Genomic DNA, 22,265 nt, shown 5'->3' with positions numbered 1-22,265 from the left:
ACCCGTCCGCCGCTCGTCACCCAGAGAGCAAGCTCTCTTGTGCTACCGCTCGACTTGCATGTGTTAAGCCTGCCGCCAGCGTTCAATCTGAGCCATGATCAAACTCTTCAATTAAAAGCTTGATTTGCTTCCACTCGAGAAGCGATGCTCAAAGATTTACTGCATGAATTTTACTTCAGTTAGTCACTCTTCAAGACTTGATATTTTTTTTGCATCCGAAGATGCTGGATATCGTCTTGTGGAGTGCCCACACAGATTGTCTGATAAATTGTTAAAGAGCAGTGCCGAGAAACTCATCGGCGCGGGCTGCGTATATTACGCTTTTCACCCGGAGAGTCAAGCGTTTATTTCGCTTTCTTCTCACTGACCCGGCGGCTTGTCAGTCGTTGTTCCCGGTCAGTGGAGGCGCATTATAGGGAGTTCTCGGCGGGCCGCAACCCCTAATTGCAAAAAACCTTTCAATCGCTCAAATAATCACCCGAAATGCCTTTTTAGGATGTTTATTAGTCAAAAAATACCACTTTTAGCACAGTAATAGCGGCAAACCCTGTAAATAGGGACAAACGAAGATAAAGAAAAGGGAGCGGTCGCCCGCTCCCTTTCATCTTTATTACGCTCGATTGCCGTTATTGGCGTGCAACGATATGGTCGTTTTCCACATCCAACGTGACCAGCTTGCCGGGGATCAGTTTACCGGACAGGATTTGCTGCGCCAGCGGGTTCTCGATCTCCTGCTGAATAGCGCGTTTCAACGGACGCGCACCATATACAGGGTCGTAACCCGTTTTGCTCAACAGCGCCAGGGCCGGTTCGGTCATGGTCACTTCGTAACCGCGCTCTTCCAAACGCTTGTACAGACGCGACAGCTGAATCTTGGCAATTGCAGCAATGTGTTTCTCGCCCAGCGGATGGAACACCACCACTTCGTCGATACGGTTGATGAACTCCGGACGGAAGTGGTGACTCACCATCTCCATCACCGACTCTTTCATCTGTGCATAGTTCATCTGACCGAAATGCTCCTGGATCAGATCGGAGCCCAGGTTGGACGTCATGATCACCACGGTATTGCGGAAATCGACGGTACGACCTTGACCATCGGTCAGTCGGCCGTCATCCAACACCTGCAACAGAATATTGAATACGTCCGGGTGCGCTTTCTCGACTTCATCCAGCAGAATCACCGAATAAGGCCGGCGGCGCACGGCCTCAGTGAGGTAACCGCCCTCTTCATAGCCGACATAACCCGGAGGCGCGCCGACCAGACGAGAAACGGAGTGTTTCTCCATAAACTCGGACATATCGATACGCACCATGGCGTCGTCGCTGTCGAACAGGAACGAAGCCAGCGCTTTGCAGAGCTCGGTTTTCCCCACCCCGGTCGGGCCCAGGAACAGGAACGAACCGATCGGCCGGTTAGGATCGGACAATCCGGCGCGGCTGCGGCGAATAGCATTCGAGACCGCGCTGACCGCTTCGTCCTGGCCGATAACCCGCGAATGCAGCTCTTGCTCCAGGCGCAGCAGTTTGTCACGCTCCCCTTCCAGCATTCTGGCAACCGGGATCCCGGTCGCACGCGCCAGCACTTCAGCAATCTCCGCATCGGTCACCCGGTTGCGCAGCAGCTTCATGCTCTTGCCTTCGGCCTGCGTGGCGGCGGCGAGCTGTTTCTCCAGCTCAGGAATTTTGCCGTACTGCAGTTCCGACATCCGCCCCAGATCGCCGACGCGGCGCGCCTGCTCCAGAGTGATTTTGGCCTGCTCGAGTTCGGCCTTGATGTTCTGAGTACCGGAGAGCGAGGCTTTTTCCGCTTTCCACTCTTCTTCCAGCTCCGAATATTCGCGCTCTTTCTGCCCCAGCTCGTCGCGGAGCATGTCCAGGCGTTTCTTGCTGGCGTCGTCAGACTCTTTATTTAACGCCTGTTGTTCCAGCTTCAACTGAATGATGCGGCGTTCAAGCCTGTCGAGCGATTCCGGCTTGGAATCCATCTGCATACGAATGCTGGACGCCGCTTCGTCGATCAGGTCGATAGCCTTGTCCGGCAATTGACGATCGGCGATATAACGGTGCGAAAGCGTTGCCGCCGCCACGATGGCCGGGTCGGTGATCTGCACGTGGTGGTGCAGTTCGTAACGTTCTTTCAAGCCGCGCAGGATAGCGATGGTGTCTTCCACGCTCGGCTCCGCCACATACACTTTCTGGAAACGACGTTCGAGCGCCGCATCCTTTTCTATATACTGACGGTACTCGTCGAGCGTAGTCGCGCCGACGCAGTGCAGCTCGCCGCGCGCCAGCGCTGGTTTGAGCATGTTGCCCGCATCCATCGCGCCATCCGCCTTACCGGCGCCGACCATGGTGTGCAGTTCGTCGATAAACAGGATAACGCTGCCTTCCTGCTTGGCCAGATCGTTGAGCACGCCTTTCAGGCGCTCTTCAAACTCGCCGCGGTACTTGGCGCCGGCGATCAAGGCGCCCATATCGAGGGACAATACGCGCTTGTGCTTCAGCCCTTCAGGCACTTCGCCGTTGATGATGCGCTGCGCCAGGCCTTCGACGATGGCGGTTTTACCCACGCCAGGCTCACCGATCAGCACCGGGTTGTTTTTGGTACGGCGCTGCAGCACCTGGATGGTGCGGCGGATCTCTTCGTCACGGCCGATTACCGGGTCAAGCTTACCCTGTTCGGCGCGTTCGGTCAGATCGATGGTGTATTTCTTCAATGCTTGCCGTTGGTCTTCGGCGCCTTGGTCTTCCACGCTGTCACCGCCTCTCATTTGTTCAATGGCTTTGCTGATTTTGTCGGCCGTTGCGCCGGCCGCTTTCAACAAGTCGGTCAACGAGCCGCGGTCTTCCAGCACCGCAAGCACAAACAGCTCGGAAGAAATGAATTTGTCCGCGCGCTTCTGCGCCAGCTTGTCGCACAGGTTCAAGACGCGCACCAGCTCGTGGGACGGTTGAACGTCGCCACCGGTGCCTTCTACCTGCGGTAAACGGGACAGCGCCTGTTCGATTTCGGTGCGCACGCGCCCGGCATCGATACCTGCGGAAGTTAATAGTGGACGAACCGTGCCCCCTTCCTGATTGAGCAGGGCGCTCATCAGATGTAGCGGTTCAATAAACTGGTTGTCGTGCCCAAGGGCTAGTGACTGGGCATCGGCGAGGGCAAGCTGGAATTTGTTGGTAAGACGATCCAGACGCATAACACCTCCAAGATGGGTCGAAATTGCTACTGGAGATTAAATGAGGTCATCCCTCAAATTTTCAAGGTTATCTCGACGCTAAATTTTCGGTACAACGCCATGCGTCGTTGGATCGTCCTAATTCAATAGGTTATATCAGCCAGATTAAACTTGCCAGACGTCCGGTTATTCCATCGCGTCGATAGGAGAAAAAATGACTCTTTTCGTTAACCGTGCAGCGGTCGCCGCCATAGATGGCCTGCACGCCTGCCCGCAACAAACGTTGGCGCGCCAGTAAGTAGATATTAGCCAAAAACTTATCGCCGTGCGGCATAAACGCCGCCGCGGCTTCGGCGTCTTCCGCCATAAAGGCGGCACGCACCTCCGGCCCGACTTCAAACTGCTGCGGGCCAATCGCCGGCCCCAGCCAGACGCGGATCTGGCCCGGTGCGGCGCTGAACGCCGCCACGGTTTGTTCCAGCACGCCGTGGCATAACCCACGCCAGCCGGCGTGGGCGGCGGCCACTTCATCGCCGTTCTGCGAGCAGAACAGCACCGGCAGACAATCCGCCGTCATCACGGCACACACCTGCCCCGGCACGTTGCTGTACACCGCATCCGCCCGCAGATCGGCGGGCGTTTGCCCCGTCAACGTCACCACGCGGGTGCCGTGCACCTGCTCGAGCCACACCGGCATCTGCGGCAAGCCGGCGGCGGTAACCAACCGCTCCCGATTGCGCTTCACCGCTTGCTCCTCGTCACCGACGTGGGCACCGAGGTTCAGCGAGTCATAAGGCGGCAGGCTGATGCCGCCGCCGCGCGTGGTGCTGCAGGCCTTAACGCCGGGAGGCAACGGCCAGTCGGGCAGAATGAGTGAATTCATTACCAGTCCATCTGATCTTTGAATTCTTCGGTGTCCGCCTTCAGCGCGTTGATCAGATCGACCATGTCCTGCGGCAGCGGCGCATGCCACTCCATCTGGATACCGCTGATCGGATGATACAAACGCAGCATGGTGGCGTGCAGCGCCTGGCGGTCAAAGCCGCGCAGCGTGTTGATGAAGGCTTCCGAAGCGCCTTTCGGCGGACGTGGACGGCCGCCGTACAGCGGATCGCCCACCAGCGGATGGCTGATGTAAGCCATGTGTACACGGATCTGGTGAGTACGGCCGGTTTCCAGGCGCAGGCGCAGGCGGGTGTGCGCACGGAAGTGTTCCATAATGCGGTAGTGCGTCACCGCCGGTTTACCCATCGGGTGCACCGCCATGTGGGTGCGCTTGGTAGAGTGACGCGCGATAGGCTCTTCTACCGTGCCGCCGGCGGTCATGGTGCCGATCGCCACCGCTTCGTATTCACGGGTAATTTCACGCACCTGCAGCGCTTCCACCAGCCGGGTTTGCGCCGGCACGGTTTTCGCCACCACCATCAGGCCGGTGGTGTCTTTATCCAGACGGTGTACGATGCCGGCACGCGGCACGTCGGCGATTTCCGGGTAATGATGCAGCAACGCATTGAGCACCGTGCCGTCCGGGTTACCGGCGCCAGGATGCACCACCAAATCGCGCGGTTTGTTGATCACCAGGATGTCGCTGTCTTCATAGACGATATCCAACGCGATATCCTGTGGCTCCCAACGCGCCTCTTCTTCAATCTGTGCATCGATGGCGACGGTCTCTCCGCCCAGCACCTTCTCTTTCGGTTTATTTGACGTTTTGCCATTGACCTTCACCCGATCGCCCAGGATCCACTCTTTTATGCGAGATCGTGAATAATCAGGGAACAATTCGGCCAAAGCCTGATCTAAACGTTGTCCGAGTTGAGATTCGGCCACCGTTGCGGTGAGTTGTACTTGTTGTGCCATATGCAGCTTCTTCGTTAACGTTGGGTTTTCACGGCGATGCCGTTTAATATAATGTGCTATTGTACCTGGTCTTTGTCGGGAGCTTAACGGACAGTCTCCCGGAATAACACCCTGAGGATAATCAAAACGTCATGACGCGTATGAAATATCTGGTGGCGGCAGCCACGTTGAGCCTGGCGCTGGCAGGTTGCTCCACATCCAAGGATGCGGTTCCCGACAACCCACCTTCGGAAATCTATGCTACCGCGCAGCAAAAACTGCAGGACGGTAACTTCAAGGGCGCGATTACGCAACTCGAAGCGTTAGATAACCGCTATCCTTTCGGGCCGTATTCCCAGCAGGTCCAGCTGGATTTGATTTACGCCTACTATAAGGCTGCCGACTTGCCGATGGCTCAGGCATCCATCGATCGCTTCATGCGTCTGAACCCGACGCACCCGAACATCGATTACGTGATGTACATGCGCGGCCTGACCGACATGGCGCTCGATGACAGCGCACTGCAGGGCTTCTTCGGGGTTGACCGTTCTGACCGCGATCCTCAGCACGCTCGCGCTGCGTTCCGCGACTTCAGCCAGTTGATTCAGCAATACCCGAACAGCCAATACGCGACCGACGCCAACAAGCGTTTGGTGTATCTGAAAGACCGTTTGGCCAAGTATGAGCTTTCGGTGGCGGAATACTACACTAAACGCGGTGCTTACGTCGCGGTCGTTAATCGCGGCGAGCAGATGTTGCGTGAATTCCCGGATACCAAAGCAACGCACGACGTGTTGCCGCTGATGGAAAATGCCTACAAGCAGCTGCAGCTGAACGGCCAGGCTGACAAAGTGGCCAAAGTGATCGCCGCCAACCCGCAATAACCGCGTGTCGGCAACGACAGAAAAACAAAACGGCAGCCTCGGCTGCCGTTTTCATTGGCGTGGACCGGTTTTTTACTGGAGAAATACACAAGTAAAAACACGGTGTTAGCTAGCGCCCCTCACCGGTCAACTCATCGATAATGCGCCATCCGGCGGCAACTCTCAAGCATTAGATAACCAATTCAGATGCTGAATCACAGATTGAACTAACTTTGCAAAAAGTGACAAAAAATCGTGATTTACATCACGCATTTAAACAAAAAGCGGGGTATGCTGGATTCACCAAGACGGAAAGACAGAGAGGTAAGTTATATGACATTGAACATTACCAGCAAACAAATGGATATCACTCCCGCAATCCGCAATCACGTCGAAGACCGTCTCACCAAACTGGAAAAATGGCAGACCCAGCTGATAAACCCACATATCGTCTTATCTAAAGAACCGCAGGGGTTTGTCGCCGACGCTACCATTACCACGCCTAACGGCCCGCTGGTCGCCAGCGCCAAACATGATGACATGTACACCGCCGTTAATGAGCTGATCGCCAAGCTGGAGCGCCAGCTGAACAAGGTGCAGCACAAAGGCGAAGCGCGCCGCTGCAATGCCAGCGTGAAAGACATCGTGCCGGAAGTCACGCAAGAGCAAGAATAACCGTCCGACAGCGATTGCCGCATCAAACGCGCCCGAGGGCGCGTTTTTTGTCGGGTATTTTTGTTGACGGGGTAAAGGCCAGCGGTTACTTTAAAACCTGATCACATTAACCTTAGGTAGACCATGCCACGCACACCGTTTTTCTTCGCATTCTTTTTTACCTTCCCCTGACTGGGAGGCGTTTCGTCGTGTGAGAAAGAATGCGAAGACGAACAACAAGGCCTCCTGGAAACAGGGGGCTTTTTTTATGGCTATTTTACAACGAATAAGAACTGAAGGCGGAAGCTGATTATGACTGACAACCCGTTATTGGTGCTGCGCGAGCGCATCAGCGCACTGGACTTGAAACTGTTGGCCCTGCTGGCGGAACGCCGTGAGCTGGCGATCGAAGTCGGCAAGACCAAGCTGCACTCTCACCGCCCGATCCGCGATAAAGAACGCGAGCGCGACCTGCTGGACGCGCTGATCGCCGCCGCCAAACCTTACGATCTGGACGGCTTCTACGTCACCCGCCTGTTCCAACTGATCATTGAAGACTCCGTTCTGACCCAACAGGCGCTGCTGCAGCACCAGCTCAACCCCGTCAGCCAGCACTCCGCCCGCATCGCCTTCCTCGGCCCGAAAGGCTCTTATTCACATCTGGCGGCGCGTCAATACGCCGCCCGCCATTTCGATCAGCTGATCGAATGCGGCTGCCAGAAGTTTCAGGATATCTTCACCCAGGTGGAAACCGGCCAGGCGGACTACGCGATACTGCCGATCGAGAACACCAGCTCCGGCTCGATTAACGAGGTGTACGATCTGCTGCAACACACCAGTCTGTCGATCGTCGGCGAGCTGACTAACCCGATCAACCACTGCGTTCTGATTGCCGGCGACAGTGATTTGAGCCAGATTGAAACCGTCTACAGTCACCCGCAGCCGTTCCAGCAGTGCAGCCAGTTCCTGAACCGCTTCCCGCACTGGAAAATCGAATACACCGAAAGCACCGCCGCCGCGATGGAGAAAGTCGCCAAGCTGAATTCACCGAAGGTAGCGGCGCTGGGCAGCGAAGCCGGCGGCGCACTGTACGGGCTGCAGGTGCTGGAACACAACCTTGCCAACCAGCAGCAGAACATCACCCGCTTTATCGTCCTGGCGCGTAAAGCGATTGACGTCTCCGAACAGGTGCCGGCCAAAACCACGCTGATCATGGCGACCGGCCAGCAATCCGGCGCACTGGTCGAAGCGCTGCTGGTTCTGCGCGACAACGGCATCATCATGACCAAGCTGGAGTCACGCCCGATCAACGGCAATCCGTGGGAAGAGATGTTTTATATCGATGTGCAGGCCAATCTGCGTGCCGACGCGATGCAAAAAGCGCTGCGCGATCTGGCACCAATCACCCGCTCGCTGAAGGTACTGGGCTGTTACCCGAGCGACACCGTGGTGCCGGTCAACCCATCCTGAAACCATAAAAAAAGGGGTTCGGCCAAGCCGAACCCCTTACCTTTACGTTTACCACCCGCGTTTTACTGCCGGCTGTCGTTAGCCTGCCGCAACAGCGTGCGGCTCTCCACCAGGAAGCGCTGGGCGTAATCGCCGAACCAGTGCTCCACCTTGCGGAAACTGTCGATAAACGCCTGTTTGTCGCCATGCTCCAACAACTTTATCGCCTCGCCGAAGCGCTGGTAGTAACGCTTAATCAGCGCCACATTTTCCTCCGACGACATGATGATGTCGGCGTACAGCTGCGGATCCTGCGCAAACAGGCGGCCAACCATCGCCAGCTCCAGCCGGTAGATCGGCGAGGAGAGCGCCAGCAACTGCTCCAGTTGCACGTTCTCTTCCGCCAGGTGCAACCCGTAGGCGAAGGTGGCGAAGTGCCGCAGCGCCTGAATAAACGCCATGTTCTGATCGTGTTCGACCGCGCTGATGCGATGCAGCCGCGCGCCCCACACCTGCAGCTGCTCAAGCAACCACTGGTAAGCCTCCGGCTGGCGGCCGTCGCAGTAAACCACTACCTGCTTCGCCACGCTGCCCACGTCCGGGCCGAACATCGGGTGCAGCCCCACCACCGGGCCGTTGTGCACCGCCAACATCGCATGCAGCGGACGGTTCTTCACCGACGCCAAATCCACCAGAATACAGTCGTCGGGCAACGTTGGCAGGCGGCTTATCACCTGCTCTGTCACATGAATCGGCACGCTGACGATCACCATGCCGGCGTCGGCCAACAGCTGTTCCGCCTGCGGCCAATCTTCCTGATCCAATACCCTGACCTGATAACCCGACAACGTCAGCAGACGGTTGAACAGCCGGCCCATCTGGCCGTTGCCGCCGATGATGACGATCGGCCGCAGCTGTGGGCACAGAGTTTTAAAGCCTTTATCGTTCTCGCTGACGTATGATTCGCGCATCACGCGGCGCAAGACGTCCTCAATCAAATCCGGCGGCACCCCGAGGTTTTCCGCCTCCTGACGGCGCGAGGCCAGCATCGCCGCCTCGCGCTCCGGCACATAAACCGGTAAACCGTGGCGGCTTTTCACCTCCCCCACTTCCGCTACCAGATGCAGGCGTTTTGCCAGCAGATCCAGCAACGCTTTGTCCACCTCGTCGATTTGATCGCGCAGCGCGGTCAGTTCTGCCACCATAACTTACTTTTCTCCCGTGCGTGCCGTCAGCGCAGCGCCGAGTTCCTGATGCATATGACGCAGCAGCGTTTCCGTGCTCTCCCAGTCGATGCAGGCGTCGGTGACGGACACACCGTAACGCATGTCTGCACGCGGCTGTTCGGAAGACTGATTGCCCTCATGCAGATGGCTCTCCAGCATAATGCCGGTGATCGAACGGTTGCCCGCTTTGATCTGCTCCACCACGGACTCGGCCACCGCCGGCTGACGGCGATAGTCTTTATTCGAGTTGCCATGGCTGCAATCTATCATCAAGGACGGATGGAGTCCCGCCTCGAGCATCTGTTTTTCACAGGCCGCAACGTGCTCGGCGCTGTAGTTCGGGGTTTTGCCGCCGCGCAGGATCACGTGCCCGTCCGGGTTGCCCTGCGTCTGCAGCAGGCAAACCTGGCCCGCCTGGTTGATGCCGACGAAGCGGTGCGGCATAGCGGCGGCGCGCATGGCGTTGATGGCGGTGCCCAGACTGCCGTCGGTGCCGTTTTTGAACCCGACCGGCATCGACAGGCCGGAAGCCATTTCGCGGTGGGTCTGCGATTCGGTGGTGCGCGCGCCGATCGCCGACCAGCTGAATAAGTCCCCCAGGTACTGCGGGCTGTTCGGATCCAACGCTTCGGTAGCCAACGGCAAGCCCATGCCCACCAGATCCAGCAACAGGCGACGCGCGATATGCAAGCCTGCTTCAACGTCAAACGAACCGTCCATGTACGGATCGTTGATCAAACCTTTCCAGCCGACAGTGGTTCTGGGTTTTTCAAAATAGACGCGCATAACGATATACAGCTGATCGCTCAAGTCAGCCGCCAGGGTTTTCAAACGACGGGCGTAGTCCAGCGCCGCATCCGGATCGTGGATCGAACAAGGCCCGCACACCACCAACAGGCGATGATCGCGCCCCTGCAAAATGTTGGCGATGGTGTTGCGCGCGGTGGCGATTTCATTTTCGTCGTCGGCGCTAAGCGGGAACTGGTTCTTCAGCTCCTCCGGCGTGATGAGAACCTGTTCTGCACTGATGTGTACGTTATTGAGCGCGTCTTTTTGCATGATGCTATTCCTGTCGTTTGGCGTTATGCGTTGAAATGGAACATTGAGCGTTTCAGGGCTCTACCTTATCACGCAATGTAAAGTTTTCAATCCAATTTCCGTAAATAAAAAATTACCGTGCTTTTTCTTATAAAAAAACATGTATAAAAACATCAGTAAAATACAATTAAATTCATTTAAATCAATAATATAATAAAATTACAGGATCATCAAAACGCGCCTAGGCACCCTGCGAACCAAAACACCCAATCGTAAACACATTTGTACAATTAGTTTTACAGGGAAGATACACCGCCCGTCTCGGCGCCCACGAACGGACAGTAGCGGATACCGTCAGGCTCAGCACGAAATGCCGCCGAAAGCGATGAATTTAAGTAGAAGAAAAGCGAATAAATGAGGAATAAAAATTAAAAACTTAAGCTAATGGCGGCTATTTTTGTCGCCGAAGTGAACCGATATAATGTGACCGTCATCAACAATAACCACCCTTAACAACTGGATCCAAGATGCTCTCTTCTCGCGCTCGTCGCGCTTTTCCGCTGTATATTTGTTGCTTAACGACTTTCACCAGTGTTTCAGCCCTTGCCGACAATACGCTTTTCACCGCGATGGACGATCCGGCCACCGCCAAGAAACCGTTCGAAGGCAACGTGCAGGCGGGCTACAACGCCCAGTCCGGCAACTCGCAAAGCTCCACCCTGTTGGCCAACACCAATATGACCTGGTTCAATACCGACGCGGCATATAGCCTGTGGGGGGCGGCCAACAACACCACCTCCTCCAACGTGCGCTCGTCCGAAAAGTACCAGGCCGGTGGCCGTACGCGCTATAACCTGACCGATCGCAACTACCTGTTCGGCCAGGCCAGCTGGCTGAGCGACCGTTTCAACGGTTATGACTCGCGCTCCACGCTGACCGGCGGTTACGGCCGCCAACTCCTCAACGGGCCGCTCAGCGATCTGCGGGTGGAATTTGGTCCCGGCGTACGCCATGACGAATACCACGGCGGCGGCCGCTCGACCAAAGGGCTGGCCTACGGTGCGGCCAACTATTCCTATCAGCTGACCGACAACACCAAGTTCATTCAGGGCGTTTCCGCGCTGGCGAACGAGGAAACCACGCTGAACTCGGAAAGCGCGTTGAACGTGGCGATCAACGATCGCTTCTCACTGCGCGTGGCCTACACCGTGACCTACAACAGCAAACCGCCGGCCTCCGCACCGAAAAACACCGATACCACCACCTCGGTCACGCTGGTCTACGGCCTGTAACCTCCCCCCGCCCAGAATCTCTCGAAGCCCATCATCGATGGGCTTTTTTTATACCCGCCGCTCTCTCTTGCACAATCTGCTAAAAATATTCATCTCGCCCATTGACGACTTTAGCAAATAGCTTAATACTGTATGCATATACAGTAATTATTATACAGCCTCGTGGCATGATGGATTTCGATAGCGAGTGGCCAACAACGCATCGATAACCCCCAGCTCCGAGAGACTGTAAACAAAGTGAGCATAAGCTATGGAGAAAATCACCTCATTCATCACCTACGCCATGGCGCTGTTTCTCGCCTGGCTCGGCAGGCTCTCTCCGCAGGACATTGCCTTTTTAGTCGGTGCGGCGGTAGGCATCGGCACGTTTCTGGTGAACTGGTACTACCGACGTAAAAGCCTGCAGATCTTGAAGGCTATTGAGCGCAATGCGGCATCACGGAGGAAAATTTACGATGAGTGCAATCGTTAAGCGCTGCAGCGTCGCCGCCGTTTTGGCCATCGCCGTGCTGTTACCGTCATTTGGCGAGCTGCAAACCTCAGAAGCCGGCCTCAGGCTGATCGCCGATCTCGAAGGTTGCCGCCTGTCGCCTTACCAGTGCAGCGCCGGAGTGTGGACACAGGGCATTGGACACACCGCCGGCGTCATCCCGGGCCAGGCTATCGATGAGCGGCAAGCCGCTGTGGATTTGGTAGACGATGTTCGCCGCACCGAGCGTGGCATGGCCGCCTGCCTGCCGCAAACGCTCCCACAAGAAACCTATGACGCGGTGATCGCCTTCGCCTTCAACGTGGGCATCAGCGCCGCCTGCCACTCCACGCTGGTCACGCTGCTGCAACAGCGCCAGTGGCAACAGGCTTGCGATCAGTTGCCACGTTGGGTTTACGTAAACGGAAAGAAAAACAAGGGGCTGGAACAGCGACGCGCCACGGAACGCGCACTGTGCTTGCAAGGCATTGCCTCATCATGACGGGCTCGCTCGCCTAAGTGGTGATGCCACAACAATTTCACTTAATTTGTTCAAGGGGGGTTCTTATGATGCACTGTCCACTATGCGGTCACGTGGCCCACACTCGCTCCAGTCGCTATCTGAGCGAATCGACCAAAGAGCGTTACCATCAATGCCGCAACATCAACTGCAGCTGCACGTTCGCCACGCACGAATCCGTTGCACGGGTGATCGTCAAGCCCGGCGATGACATTGTCCCGGCGCAGCCGCACCCGCCGGAGAATCAGCATAAACAAAGCGCCGCCGCGCTGTAATGCAAAAAGCCTGCTGATGCAGGCTTTTTAATGTCGCTACAACGTGGCCAAATCTCGCAAATGCAAGGCAGCCGGATTTTCAGATAAAAAAAGGGGTTGGCATAGGCCAACCCCTGATAACTATTAACTTTTGGATGCAGCGTTAGTTAACGCGGTTCAGACGCTCTTTGATACGAGCAGCCTTACCAGTACGTTCACGCAGGTAGTACAGTTTAGCTTTACGAACGGCACCACGACGTTTAACAGTAATGCTGTCGATTACTGGGGAGTGAGTCTGGAATACGCGCTCAACACCTTCGCCGTTGGAAATCTTACGAACAGTGAATGCAGAGTGCAGACCGCGGTTACGGATAGCGATAACCACGCCCTCGAATGCCTGCAGACGTTTTTTGCTACCTTCAACGACCCATACCTTCACTTCCACGGAATCACCCGGACGGAATGCAGGTACGTCTTGTTTCATCTGCTCTTGTTCAAGTTGCTTAATAATGTTGCTCATAATATGTCTCTTACCCTAGGTAAACTGATATATCGGTCCCGTCTGATGTCAGACGTTTCCTTCATAGTCCTGTTGCCTGGCCTGATGTTCCCGTTGGAACTCAGCCAGCAACACCGCTTGCTCGTCAGTCAGAGCTAGGCTTTCTAGAAGTTCAGGTCTTCTAAGCCAGGTTCGGCCCAGCGACTGCTTTAAGCGCCAGCGACGTATCTCGGCATGGTTGCCCGACAGTAGAACCGGCGGTACTTCCATCCCTTCCAACACCTCTGGGCGGGTATAGTGCGGGCAGTCCAGCAATCCGTCGGCGAAGGAGTCTTCCTCCGCTGAGGCCTGATGGCCCAGCACACCCGGTATGAAACGGGCGACTGAATCAATCAGGGTCATCGCCGGCAGTTCCCCGCCGCTGAGAACGTAATCGCCGATTGACCACTCTTCGTCAATTTCGGTTTGGATTACGCGCTCGTCTATCCCTTCGTAACGGCCGCACACCAGAATCATCTTCTGATTGGCCGCCAGTTCGCACACGCCGGTTTGATCCAGCTTGCGCCCCTGAGGTGACAGATAAATCACCTTTGCTCCCTCGCCTGCCGCTGCTTTCGCCGCATGAATGGCTTCCCGTAAAGGTTGCACCATCATCAGCATTCCCGGGCCGCCGCCATAAGGGCGATCGTCCACGGTGCGATGCCGGTCGTAGGTGAAGTCGCGAGGACTCCAACACTGCACGCTCAGCAGGCCATTTTTTACTGCCCGGCCAGTCACCCCGTAATCGGTGATAGCGCGGAACATCTCAGGAAACAGGCTTACAATACCGATGAACACAAGCCAATCCCCTTACCGTTATTCCACTTGCTTCGACCGTTTGATCCGGGGGTCAAAAACCAGGATCCCAATCTGCCTCAATCACGCGGGCAGTGAGATCGACTTTCTTGATAACCTGCCCATGAAGAAACGGAATCAACCGCTCCTTCATGCCGAACGCATCTTTCAGGTTCGCTTTCACAACCATCACATCGTTCGAGCCGGTTTCCATCATATCGATGACTTTACCCAGCTCGTAGCCGGCGGTGGTGACTACCTGGCAGCCCATCAGGTCTTTCCAGTAGTAATCGTCACCCTCCAGCGGAGGAAGTTGCTCAGAATCCACCATAATCTCGCGATTAGTCAGCAGATTCGCCGCGTCCCGATCGTCAATGCCTTTGACCTTGATGATCAGATCCTGACTGTGGCGCTTCCAGTCTTCCAACTCGATATGCTGCCACTGACCCGCCTGCTGGATAAACCACGGCTGATAGTCAAAAATGCTTTCGGCGTTCTCGGTGGATGAAAACACTCTGAGCCAACCACGAATGCCGTAAGCGGACCCCATTTTACCGAGTACAATCGGCTGCTTAGGCGCTACCGGTTTGAGTTGCTTGCTCATTGCCACCACCGCGACAGATTAAGCTGCTTTCTTAGCGTCTTTGATCAGCGCGTGAACGCGATCAGAAACGGTTGCACCCAGACCAACCCAGTGCTCGATGCGGTCCAGGTCCAGACGCAGTGCTTCAGCCTGACCGGAAGCGATCGGGTTGAAGAAGCCTACGCGCTCGATGAAACGACCATCACGAGCGTTGCGGCTGTCGGTCACTACTACTTGATAGAACGGACGCTTTTTAGCGCCGCCACGTGCCAAACGAATTGTTACCATAACATCCTCTTTAGTTAATAAAACAGCCGGGCCCCATTGAGGGACGGGGCCCGGTTGCAATATAAAAAGCCCGAAAATTTTACTCATTTTGGCGCAAAAAGCAATCTAAAGCGTCGATCGCAGGGGACAACTTTTGCAGCCTGTCAAATTTCGGGCGGTTTTCACCGCGAACGGCGAATGCTGAAAGCGCCCGCACTCGGCGTGCGGAGGCCCATCAGCGGCCTGGGAAGCCCGGCGGCATCATACCTTTCATGCCGCGCATCATCTTCGCCATACCGCCTTTCTTCATCTTCTTCATCATACGCTGCATTTCGTCGAACTGCTTCAGCAAGCGGTTGACGTCCTGCACCTGCATGCCGGCCCCCATCGCGATGCGGCGCTTGCGCGAGCCCTTGATGATTTCCGGTTTGGCGCGCTCTTTCAGCGTCATCGAGTTGATGATCGCCTCCATGCGCACCAGCACTTTATCGTCCATCTGCGACTTGACGTTGTCCGGCAGCTGGCCGGCGCCCGGCAGCTTGCTCAGCATGTTGGCCATGCCGCCCATGTTGCGCATCTGCTTGAGCTGCTCCAGGAAGTCGGTCAGATCGAAACCGTCACCCTTCTTCAGCTTGTTGGCCAACTTCTCCGCCTGCTCGCGGTCGACCTTGCTTTCGATATCTTCGATCAGCGACAGCACGTCGCCCATGCCCAGGATGCGCGATGCCACGCGATCCGGGTAGAACGGCTCCAGCGCTTCGGTCTTCTCGCCCACGCCGAGGAATTTGATCGGCTTGCCGGTGATATGACGGATGGACAGCGCGGCACCGCCGCGCGCGTCGCCGTCGACCTTGGTCAGCACCACGCCGGTCAGCGGCAGCGCTTCGTTAAACGCCTTGGCGGTATTGGCGGCGTCCTGGCCGGTCATGGCGTCGACCACGAACAGGGTTTCCACCGGCTTGATCGCCGCGTGCACCTGTTTGATCTCGTCCATCATCGCTTCGTCAACGTGCAAACGGCCGGCGGTATCGACGATCAGTACGTCGTAGAACTTCAGCTTGGCCTGTTGCAGCGCGCGATTGACGATGTCGATCGGTTTTTCTTTGACGTCAGACGGGAAGAAATCGATGCCGACGCCTTCCGCCAGCGTTTCCAGCTGTTTGATCGCCGCCGGGCGATAAACGTCCGCGGAAACCACCAACACTTTCTTCTTCTGTTTTTCTTTCAGGAATTTGCCGAGTTTACCGACGCTGGTGGTTTTACCGGCACCCTGCAAGCCCGCCATCAGCACCACCGCCGGCGGCTGGGCCGCCAGATTCAGCTCGGTGTTGACTTCGCCCATCGCGGCGATCAGCTCGCCTTTGACGATCTTGACGAACTCCTGCCCCGGCGTCAGGCTCTTGTTGACTTCATGGCCGACCGCGCTCTCTTTGACGCGGTTGATGAAGTCGCGCACCACCGGCAGCGCAACGTCCGCTTCCAGCAATGCCATGCGCACTTCACGCAGGGTTTCCTTGATATTCTCTTCGGTCAGCCGCCCGCGGCCGCTGATATTGCGCAACGTGCGCGACAATCGATCGGTTAAATTTTCAAACATCGTCTCATGCTCAACGTGTAATGACAGGCCGCTCCGGCGACACAATTGCGCCGATGATAACACGAAGCGCGGCGGATCTCTGCCTCAGCGTTGGAGATAGGTTGGAGTGAAACGCGCGCAACGTTATACTGACACTCCAATTAACCACGCCGAAGCAAAATTAAACGCTATGCCAGTTTTCTCCATTGTGGCTTTGATGGCCTACCTGCTCAGCCTTGGACTGATCATTCCCAGCTTGTTGCGGAAGAACAGCGCATACCGTCGGCTTGCCCTCGTCTCGGCGGTGGTGGCGCTGATTTGCCATGCCATCGCGCTGCAGCAGCGCATCTTTGACGTCAGCGCCGGGCAGAATCTCAGCCTGCTGAACATTGGCTCCATCGTCAGCCTGATCATCTGCTCGGTGATGACCTTCGTCGCCTCGCGCGACCGCGGCTGGTTCCTGCTGCCGATCGTCTACAGCTTCGCGATGATCAACCTGGCCTTCGCCAGCTTCATGCCCGGCGAGTTCATCACTCACCTGGAAGCCAGCCCGGAACTGATGGTGCATATCGGCCTGGCGCTGTTCTCTTACGCTACCCTGATCATCGCCGCGCTCTACGCCTTGCAGCTCGCCTGGCTCGATTACCTTCTGAAAAACAAGAAGTTGACCTTTAGCGCCGACATGCCGCCGCTGATGAGCATCGAGCGCAAGATGTTCCATATCACCCAGATCGGCGTGGTGCTGCTGACGCTCACCCTGTGCACCGGCTTGCTGTACATGGATAATCTGTTCAGCAAAGAGAACGTGCATAAAGCCGTGCTGTCGATCATGGCCTGGTTCGTGTATATCGTGCTGTTGTGGGGCCATTACCATGAAGGCTGGCGCGGCCGCCGCGTCGTCTGGTTCAGCTTCGCCGGCGCTTTCCTGCTGACGCTCGCCTACTTCGGCAGCCGTCTGATTCAGCAGGTGATGGTGCGCTAAGCCAGCCCGGCTCAATTCTCCCTCTCTATAAGGAATACTGCATTGGAGCATGTGTCGACGGGGACCCTCATCATTATCCTGGTGATCATGATCGTGGTCTCCGCTTACTTCTCCGCTTCCGAAACCGGCATGATGACGCTCAACCGTTATCGCCTGCGTCACCTGTCCAAACAGGGCAACCGCTCGGCGCGTCGGGTGGAGAAGCTGCTGCAAAAACCGGATCGGCTGATCGGCCTGGTGCTGATCGGCAACAACCTGGTCAACATCCTCGCCTCGGCGCTGGCGACCATCGTCGGCATGCGGCTGTATGGCGATCTCGGCGTGGCGATCGCGACCGGCATACTGACCTTCGCCGTGCTGCTGTTCGCCGAAGTGCTGCCAAAGACCTTCGCCGCCCTCTATCCGGAACGTATTGCCTTCCCCAGCAGCGTCCTGCTGGCGCCATTGCAAAAGGTGATGTTCCCGCTGGTCTGGCTGCTCAACGGCATCACCAGCCTGACCTTGCGCCTGTTCGGCATCCGCACCAACGTGCGCATCAGCGACGCCGTCAGCAAGGATGAGCTGCGCACTATCGTGCGCGAATCCCAGTCGCAAATCTCCCGACGCAACCAGGACATGCTGATTTCGGTGCTGGATCTGGAAAAGGTGACGGTTAACGACATCATGGTGCCGCGCACCGAGATCGTCGGCATCGACGTCAACGACGACTGGAAGTCGATCATGCGCCAGCTGACCCACTCGCCGCACGGCCGCATCGTGCTGTATCGCAGCTCGCTGGACGACGCGATCGGCATGCTGCGCGTGCGCGAAGCCTACCGCCTGATGACCGAGAAAAAAGAGTTCAACAAAGAGAACCTGCTGCGCGCCGCCGATGAGATCTACTTCGTGCCTGAAGGCACGCCGCTCAACGTGCAGCTGGTGAAGTTCCAGCGCAACAAAGAGAAGGTCGGCATCGTGGTCGACGAGTACGGCGACATTCAGGGCCTGGTCACGGTAGAAGACATTCTCGAAGAGATCGTCGGCGACTTCACCACCTCGATGTCACCAACGTTGGCGGAAGAGGTCACGCCGCAGAGCGATGGCTCGGTCTTGATCGACGGTACCGCCAACGTGCGCGAACTGAACAAGGCCTTCAACTGGACCCTGCCGGCCAGCGAGGCCCGCACCGTCAACGGCATGCTGCTCGAAGAGCTGGAAGAGATCCCTGAAACCGGCACCCGGGTGCGTATCGGCCATTACGATATCGACATTCTCGACGTGCAGGGCAACATGATCAAACAGGTGCGGGTCACGCCGATCACCTCGCTGCAATCCAGCGTCGGCCACCACTGACCGCCGGCCTGAAAGTAAAAAAGACGCGAAATCGCGTCTTTTTTTATCTCTGCGGGAAACTCGCGGCTAGATATGCAGTTCCTGCAGCTTCTCTTTCGGCAGCGCCAGCTCGTCGTTGTGGTTAACCACCACGTCGTTATCCAGGATGTGCTTGGCGATCTCCTGCGCTTCTTCCAGCGAGTGCATATGGTAAGTGCCGCACTGGTATTCGTTCAGCTCAGGGATTTTGCGCTGGTCGGTCACTTTCAGCACGTCGGCCATCGCCGCTTTCCACGCATCGGCTACGCGCTGCTCTTCCGGCACGCCGATCAGGCTCATGTAGAAACCGGTACGACAGCCCATCGGGGAGATGTCGATAATCTCCACGCCCTGGCCGTTCAGGTGGTCACGCATAAAGCCGGCGAACAGGTGCTCCAGCGTGTGAATGCCGCGCTCGGGCATCACTTCCAGGTTCGGGCGGCAAAAGCGCAGATCAAACACCGTGATGGTATCGCCATGAGGCGTTTTCATGGTTTTCGCAACGCGGACAGCCGGAGCTGCCATACGGGTATGATCGACGGTAAAGCTATCCAGCAATGGCATTTCGCTACCTCCTCGTAAAAGAGCATTTATTTCGAAACTTTTTTTCCTAACCGGGAAACCTTTTCTAACCCTGCGAGTCTGAGTATGTGAAAGACGCGCATTTGTTATCATCATCCCTGTCATCAGAGATGCATATTTGGCCACATTGATGTGGCCTTTTTCTTTTTCAGCTTCCGCCGTTTTGCTTCAGGAACGCTTCAAAGCTTAGCGTATCATTGGCTTCTATGTCGCGTTGGCGCTGCCACGAGGCTTCCCGCTCTTTATCCAGCTCGGCTTCGTTCAGGATTTCCAACGGCTCTTCCAGCAACGTCTGACGATACTGCTCCGCCAGCTGCAACCCGACGCGCCCGGTGCCTTCCGCCTTCATCGCCTTCAGAATGCGCGCAGAGAAGGTCAACTCAGGATCGTCGAACGCGGCAACCAGCTCATCACACACCTGCTGGTATTGACGGTTGCCGGCTTCGCCGTCCAACACTTCCGCCACCCGACGCAGATCGGCGAACAGCGCCTTACCCACTTTTTCGAGCGGTTCATGGCTGGCGCCACAGCCGATGCCGATGGTCTGGCCCGGCTTACGCCCTTCCAGAATCACCCGGTTCCAGTTCTTGCGCGTGCACAGCAGTTCATCGCTGCTCATCTCCGGCGCATCGGCCAGCGCGCACCACACCAGGAACAGATCCAGGAAACGCGCCTGCACCGCGTCCACGCCGATTGGCGAGAACGGGTTGATATCCAGCGAACGCACTTCGATGTATTCGATGCCGCCGCGCAGCAGCGCGTCCGACGGCGTCTCGCCGCTTTGGGTCACGCGCTTCGGCCGGATCGGCGCATACAGCTCGTTCTCGATTTGCAGCACGTTGCTGTTCAGCTGCAGGTAGCGATCGCCCTCTTTCACGCCCAGCTTGGCGAACTCTTCAGAAGGCGTCGCAATTGCCCGCTTCAGACCGGCCACATAGCTGTGCAGATCGTTGAAGGTGATACCCAAATTGCTCTGCGACTTGTTGGTGTAACCCAGGTCGCTCAGACGCAGCGAGGTGGCGTACGGCAGGTAGCACATCCCCTGCTCGGTGCGCTCGAACGGCAGATTGGTCTCACGCCCTTTGAGGAACGAAGAACAAATGGCCGGCGATGCGCCGAACAGATACGGGATCACCCAACCGAAACGGTAATAGTTGCGGATCAGGCGGAAATACCCCGCCGAGATCTGCTCTTTACCGCTTTCTGCGTCCTGCACCCCGGCCCAGGCCTGCCAAAACTCCAGCGGCAGCGAGAAGTTGTAGTGCACGCCGGAAATGGTCTGCATCAGCGCGCCGTAGCGATTCTTCAGCCCTTCGCGGTACAGCGTCTTCATGCGGCCGATGTTCGACGAACCAAACTGCGCCAGCTCGATATCCTGCTCGGCTTCGATAAAGCACGGCATGCTGAGCGGCCACATGCGCTCATCGCCGATATTGCGCGCCACGTAACGATGAATATCGCGCAGGAACGTCAGCAGGTGATCGATGTTGTCATCAACCGGCGTAATGAACTCTAACAGCGCTTCGGCGAAATCCGTGGTGATCCAGTGGTGCGTCAATGCCGCGCCCAGCTTTTCCGGATGCCCGGTGGTCGCCAAGGTGCCGTTCGGCGTGACCCGCAGCGTTTCACGCTCGATGCCACGACGAATACCTTTTAATGCCTGGGGATGGGCTTCCAACCAAGAAAGCGCCTGTGATACGTCCGGGATCAAATTGACCTCCCGCTTCTAAAAACAATAACTCGTAAGCATACTGAATCCGCACCCGAGAGAATATTGAGTTATATTCACTTGGTTACTGCCACCAGGCGATGCCCTGTACCGTTATCATAGCCAAAACGATGTAACGCAGCGCCTTTCCGATACACAGAAACAGCGCGACAGAGCCCCAGGGCATGCGCAGCCAACCTGCCAACACGCACAACAAATCGCCCACCACCGGCACCCAGCTGAGCAGCAGCGCAGCCGGGCCGAAGCGTTGCAGCCACCCAAGCGCCGTTGCCAGCCCCCGCTGTGGTTTCAACGCCGGTAACAGGCGCCCGATAATGACATTGGTCAAGCCACCCAGCGTGTTGCCCAGAGTCGCGGCCAGCACCAGCAACTCCGGCGAGACGCGACTCTGGGTCAGCAAGGCGACCAGAACGATTTCTGAATTTCCCGGCAGCAGCGTCGCACTGAGGAAGCTACTGCCAAATAACGATATTACGGCTAGCGTACTACTCACAGCGTACGGACGTCTACCACAGCCATACCGGCACTTTTCGCCGCCTGAATGCCGAAATCGGCGTCTTCAAACACCAGGCATTTTTCCGGCGGCACGCCGATCAGTTCGGCACAGCGCAAGAAGGTGTCCGGCTCCGGTTTGTGGCGCTGCACGTCGTCCGCACCGACGATCGCGTCGAAGCAGTTGAACAGGCCGAGATGACGCAGCAGCATTTCCGCCATGCGGTGCTCGCTGCCGGTACCGACCGCCATCGGACGGCGGCCGTGATAGGACTTCACCACCTCGATCAGCGGCAATGGACGCACGCTGTCCAACAGCATCGCTTCCACCGCGCGGGTTTTCTCCGCGGCCAGGTGATGGGGATCGAGATCGGCCTGATGGCTGGCGATAATCGCCTGGGCGATGCGCCAGGTCGGTGAACCGCTCAGCGCCACCATGGCCGCTTCATCAAACGTCATGCCATAACGGGACAGCACTTCACGCCACGCTTTGCGGTGCGTTGGCTCGGTGTCCAGAATCGTGCCGTCCATGTCGAAAATAAGACCCTGATAGCGGTCGTACATCGTTACTCCATGATCGTTGAGGAA

General features: G+C 56.9%; 24 protein-coding genes, 1 rRNA gene and 1 other annotated feature. Of the genes, 10 read left to right on the top strand and 15 right to left on the bottom strand.

Annotated features, from left to right (window positions below; all coding sequences use genetic code 11):
• The 4 genes from QOL81_RS14565 to rluD all read right to left on the bottom strand — a co-directional run.
• Positions 1 to 114: ribosomal RNA gene (locus tag QOL81_RS14565) — 16S ribosomal RNA — on the bottom strand; the annotation flags it as partial.
• Between the two features lie 512 nt (positions 115 to 626).
• Positions 627 to 3,200 (bottom strand): ATP-dependent chaperone ClpB, encoded by a 2,574-nt coding sequence (clpB, locus tag QOL81_RS14560; protein ID WP_169318065.1) that lies wholly within the window; start codon positions 3,198 to 3,200, stop codon positions 627 to 629.
• Positions 3,201 to 3,330: 130 nt separating this feature from the next.
• Positions 3,331 to 4,062 carry a purine nucleoside phosphorylase YfiH gene (gene yfiH / locus QOL81_RS14555; protein WP_169318064.1) on the bottom strand — a complete coding sequence of 244 codons (732 nt, stop codon included), beginning with the start codon at positions 4,060 to 4,062 and terminating at the stop codon, positions 3,331 to 3,333.
• Positions 4,062 to 5,039, bottom strand: a complete 978-nt coding sequence (gene rluD / locus QOL81_RS14550) for a 23S rRNA pseudouridine(1911/1915/1917) synthase RluD (RefSeq protein ID WP_283439894.1) — start codon at positions 5,037 to 5,039, stop codon at positions 4,062 to 4,064. Before rluD ends, yfiH begins: the two co-directional genes overlap by 1 nt.
• A gap of 131 nt (positions 5,040 to 5,170) precedes the next feature.
• Here rluD and bamD point away from each other — a divergent pair, with 131 nt between their 5' ends.
• The 4 genes from bamD to pheA all read left to right on the top strand — a co-directional run bounded on the left by bamD (position 5,171) and on the right by pheA (position 8,005).
• Positions 5,171 to 5,902, top strand: coding sequence for an outer membrane protein assembly factor BamD (gene bamD, locus QOL81_RS14545; protein ID WP_089185496.1), 732 nt, complete (start codon positions 5,171 to 5,173; stop codon positions 5,900 to 5,902).
• A gap of 312 nt (positions 5,903 to 6,214) precedes the next feature.
• Positions 6,215 to 6,556 (top strand): ribosome-associated translation inhibitor RaiA, encoded by a 342-nt coding sequence (gene raiA, locus QOL81_RS14540; RefSeq protein ID WP_004932457.1) that lies wholly within the window; start codon positions 6,215 to 6,217, stop codon positions 6,554 to 6,556.
• Between the two features lie 122 nt (positions 6,557 to 6,678).
• Positions 6,679 to 6,805: a sequence feature (Phe leader region), on the top strand.
• Positions 6,680 to 6,727 carry a hypothetical protein gene (locus QOL81_RS14535; RefSeq protein WP_101428074.1) on the top strand — a complete coding sequence of 16 codons (48 nt, stop codon included), beginning with the start codon at positions 6,680 to 6,682 and terminating at the stop codon, positions 6,725 to 6,727. Its footprint overlaps the feature before it by 48 nt.
• Before the next feature lie 42 nt (positions 6,806 to 6,847).
• Positions 6,848 to 8,005 carry a bifunctional chorismate mutase/prephenate dehydratase gene (gene pheA / locus QOL81_RS14530; RefSeq protein WP_060425327.1) on the top strand — a complete coding sequence of 386 codons (1,158 nt, stop codon included), beginning with the start codon at positions 6,848 to 6,850 and terminating at the stop codon, positions 8,003 to 8,005.
• Between the two features lie 62 nt (positions 8,006 to 8,067).
• Here pheA and tyrA read toward each other — a convergent pair whose 3' ends face one another.
• Both tyrA and QOL81_RS14520 read right to left on the bottom strand, forming a co-directional pair.
• Positions 8,068 to 9,189: a bifunctional chorismate mutase/prephenate dehydrogenase gene (tyrA, locus tag QOL81_RS14525; RefSeq protein WP_100396071.1), complete on the bottom strand. Its 1,122-nt coding sequence runs from the start codon at positions 9,187 to 9,189 to the stop codon at positions 8,068 to 8,070.
• 3 nt (positions 9,190 to 9,192) lie between these two features.
• Positions 9,193 to 10,269 (bottom strand): 3-deoxy-7-phosphoheptulonate synthase, encoded by a 1,077-nt coding sequence (locus QOL81_RS14520; protein ID WP_038871801.1) that lies wholly within the window; start codon positions 10,267 to 10,269, stop codon positions 9,193 to 9,195.
• 506 nt (positions 10,270 to 10,775) lie between these two features.
• On the opposite strand from QOL81_RS14520, the gene QOL81_RS14515 reads away from it, so the two are divergent.
• The 4 genes from QOL81_RS14515 to QOL81_RS14500 all read left to right on the top strand — a co-directional run bounded on the left by QOL81_RS14515 (position 10,776) and on the right by QOL81_RS14500 (position 12,804).
• Complete coding sequence (locus QOL81_RS14515; RefSeq protein WP_047728881.1) at positions 10,776 to 11,540, top strand: DUF481 domain-containing protein; 765 nt, start codon at positions 10,776 to 10,778, stop codon at positions 11,538 to 11,540.
• Between the two features lie 250 nt (positions 11,541 to 11,790).
• Positions 11,791 to 12,012: an HP1 family phage holin gene (locus tag QOL81_RS14510; protein ID WP_038871804.1), complete on the top strand. Its 222-nt coding sequence runs from the start codon at positions 11,791 to 11,793 to the stop codon at positions 12,010 to 12,012.
• Entirely contained in the window at positions 11,996 to 12,511 is a 516-nt protein-coding gene (locus tag QOL81_RS14505; protein ID WP_038871806.1) for a lysozyme, read from the top strand. Before QOL81_RS14510 ends, QOL81_RS14505 begins: the two co-directional genes overlap by 17 nt.
• A 65-nt stretch (positions 12,512 to 12,576) precedes the next feature.
• Positions 12,577 to 12,804, top strand: a complete 228-nt coding sequence (locus QOL81_RS14500) for an ogr/Delta-like zinc finger family protein (protein ID WP_016929021.1) — start codon at positions 12,577 to 12,579, stop codon at positions 12,802 to 12,804.
• Between the two features lie 142 nt (positions 12,805 to 12,946).
• On the opposite strand, the gene rplS is transcribed toward QOL81_RS14500, so the two are convergent.
• The 5 genes from rplS to ffh all read right to left on the bottom strand — a co-directional run bounded on the left by rplS (position 12,947) and on the right by ffh (position 16,563).
• Positions 12,947 to 13,303 carry a 50S ribosomal protein L19 gene (rplS, locus tag QOL81_RS14495; protein ID WP_015376707.1) on the bottom strand — a complete coding sequence of 119 codons (357 nt, stop codon included), beginning with the start codon at positions 13,301 to 13,303 and terminating at the stop codon, positions 12,947 to 12,949.
• A 48-nt stretch (positions 13,304 to 13,351) separates the two neighbouring features.
• Positions 13,352 to 14,119, bottom strand: a complete 768-nt coding sequence (trmD, locus tag QOL81_RS14490; RefSeq protein ID WP_004932485.1) for a tRNA (guanosine(37)-N1)-methyltransferase TrmD — start codon at positions 14,117 to 14,119, stop codon at positions 13,352 to 13,354.
• A gap of 52 nt (positions 14,120 to 14,171) precedes the next feature.
• Entirely contained in the window at positions 14,172 to 14,720 is a 549-nt protein-coding gene (gene rimM / locus QOL81_RS14485) for a ribosome maturation factor RimM (protein ID WP_019455135.1), read from the bottom strand.
• A gap of 18 nt (positions 14,721 to 14,738) precedes the next feature.
• Entirely contained in the window at positions 14,739 to 14,987 is a 249-nt protein-coding gene (rpsP, locus tag QOL81_RS14480; protein ID WP_004932501.1) for a 30S ribosomal protein S16, read from the bottom strand.
• Positions 14,988 to 15,201: 214 nt separating this feature from the next.
• Complete coding sequence (ffh, locus tag QOL81_RS14475; RefSeq protein ID WP_004932504.1) at positions 15,202 to 16,563, bottom strand: signal recognition particle protein; 1,362 nt, start codon at positions 16,561 to 16,563, stop codon at positions 15,202 to 15,204.
• Positions 16,564 to 16,732: 169 nt separating this feature from the next.
• On the opposite strand from ffh, the gene QOL81_RS14470 reads away from it, so the two are divergent.
• On the top strand, positions 16,733 to 17,524 hold the full coding sequence (locus QOL81_RS14470; protein ID WP_004932506.1) for a cytochrome C assembly family protein: 792 nt from the start codon (positions 16,733 to 16,735) through the stop codon (positions 17,522 to 17,524).
• 42 nt (positions 17,525 to 17,566) lie between these two features.
• Complete coding sequence (locus QOL81_RS14465) at positions 17,567 to 18,856, top strand: HlyC/CorC family transporter (RefSeq protein ID WP_038871814.1); 1,290 nt, start codon at positions 17,567 to 17,569, stop codon at positions 18,854 to 18,856.
• Between the two features lie 66 nt (positions 18,857 to 18,922).
• On the opposite strand, the gene luxS is transcribed toward QOL81_RS14465, so the two are convergent.
• From luxS to yqaB, 4 genes are all read right to left on the bottom strand, one after another.
• Complete coding sequence (luxS, locus tag QOL81_RS14460; RefSeq protein WP_019455133.1) at positions 18,923 to 19,438, bottom strand: S-ribosylhomocysteine lyase; 516 nt, start codon at positions 19,436 to 19,438, stop codon at positions 18,923 to 18,925.
• Between the two features lie 166 nt (positions 19,439 to 19,604).
• Positions 19,605 to 21,167, bottom strand: coding sequence for a glutamate--cysteine ligase (gshA, locus tag QOL81_RS14455; RefSeq protein WP_049200284.1), 1,563 nt, complete (start codon positions 21,165 to 21,167; stop codon positions 19,605 to 19,607).
• Positions 21,168 to 21,249: 82 nt separating this feature from the next.
• Entirely contained in the window at positions 21,250 to 21,678 is a 429-nt protein-coding gene (locus QOL81_RS14450) for a YqaA family protein (protein ID WP_004932520.1), read from the bottom strand.
• Positions 21,675 to 22,241, bottom strand: coding sequence for a fructose-1-phosphate/6-phosphogluconate phosphatase (gene yqaB, locus QOL81_RS14445; RefSeq protein ID WP_060425323.1), 567 nt, complete (start codon positions 22,239 to 22,241; stop codon positions 21,675 to 21,677). Before yqaB ends, QOL81_RS14450 begins: the two co-directional genes overlap by 4 nt.
• Positions 22,242 to 22,265: the final 24 nt, after the last annotated feature.

The sequence above is a fragment of the Serratia sp. CC22-02 genome (assembly GCF_900182895.1).
Lineage (GTDB): Bacteria > Pseudomonadota > Gammaproteobacteria > Enterobacterales > Enterobacteriaceae > Serratia > Serratia nevei.
This window is presented reverse-complemented; position numbering and strand designations above follow the sequence as displayed.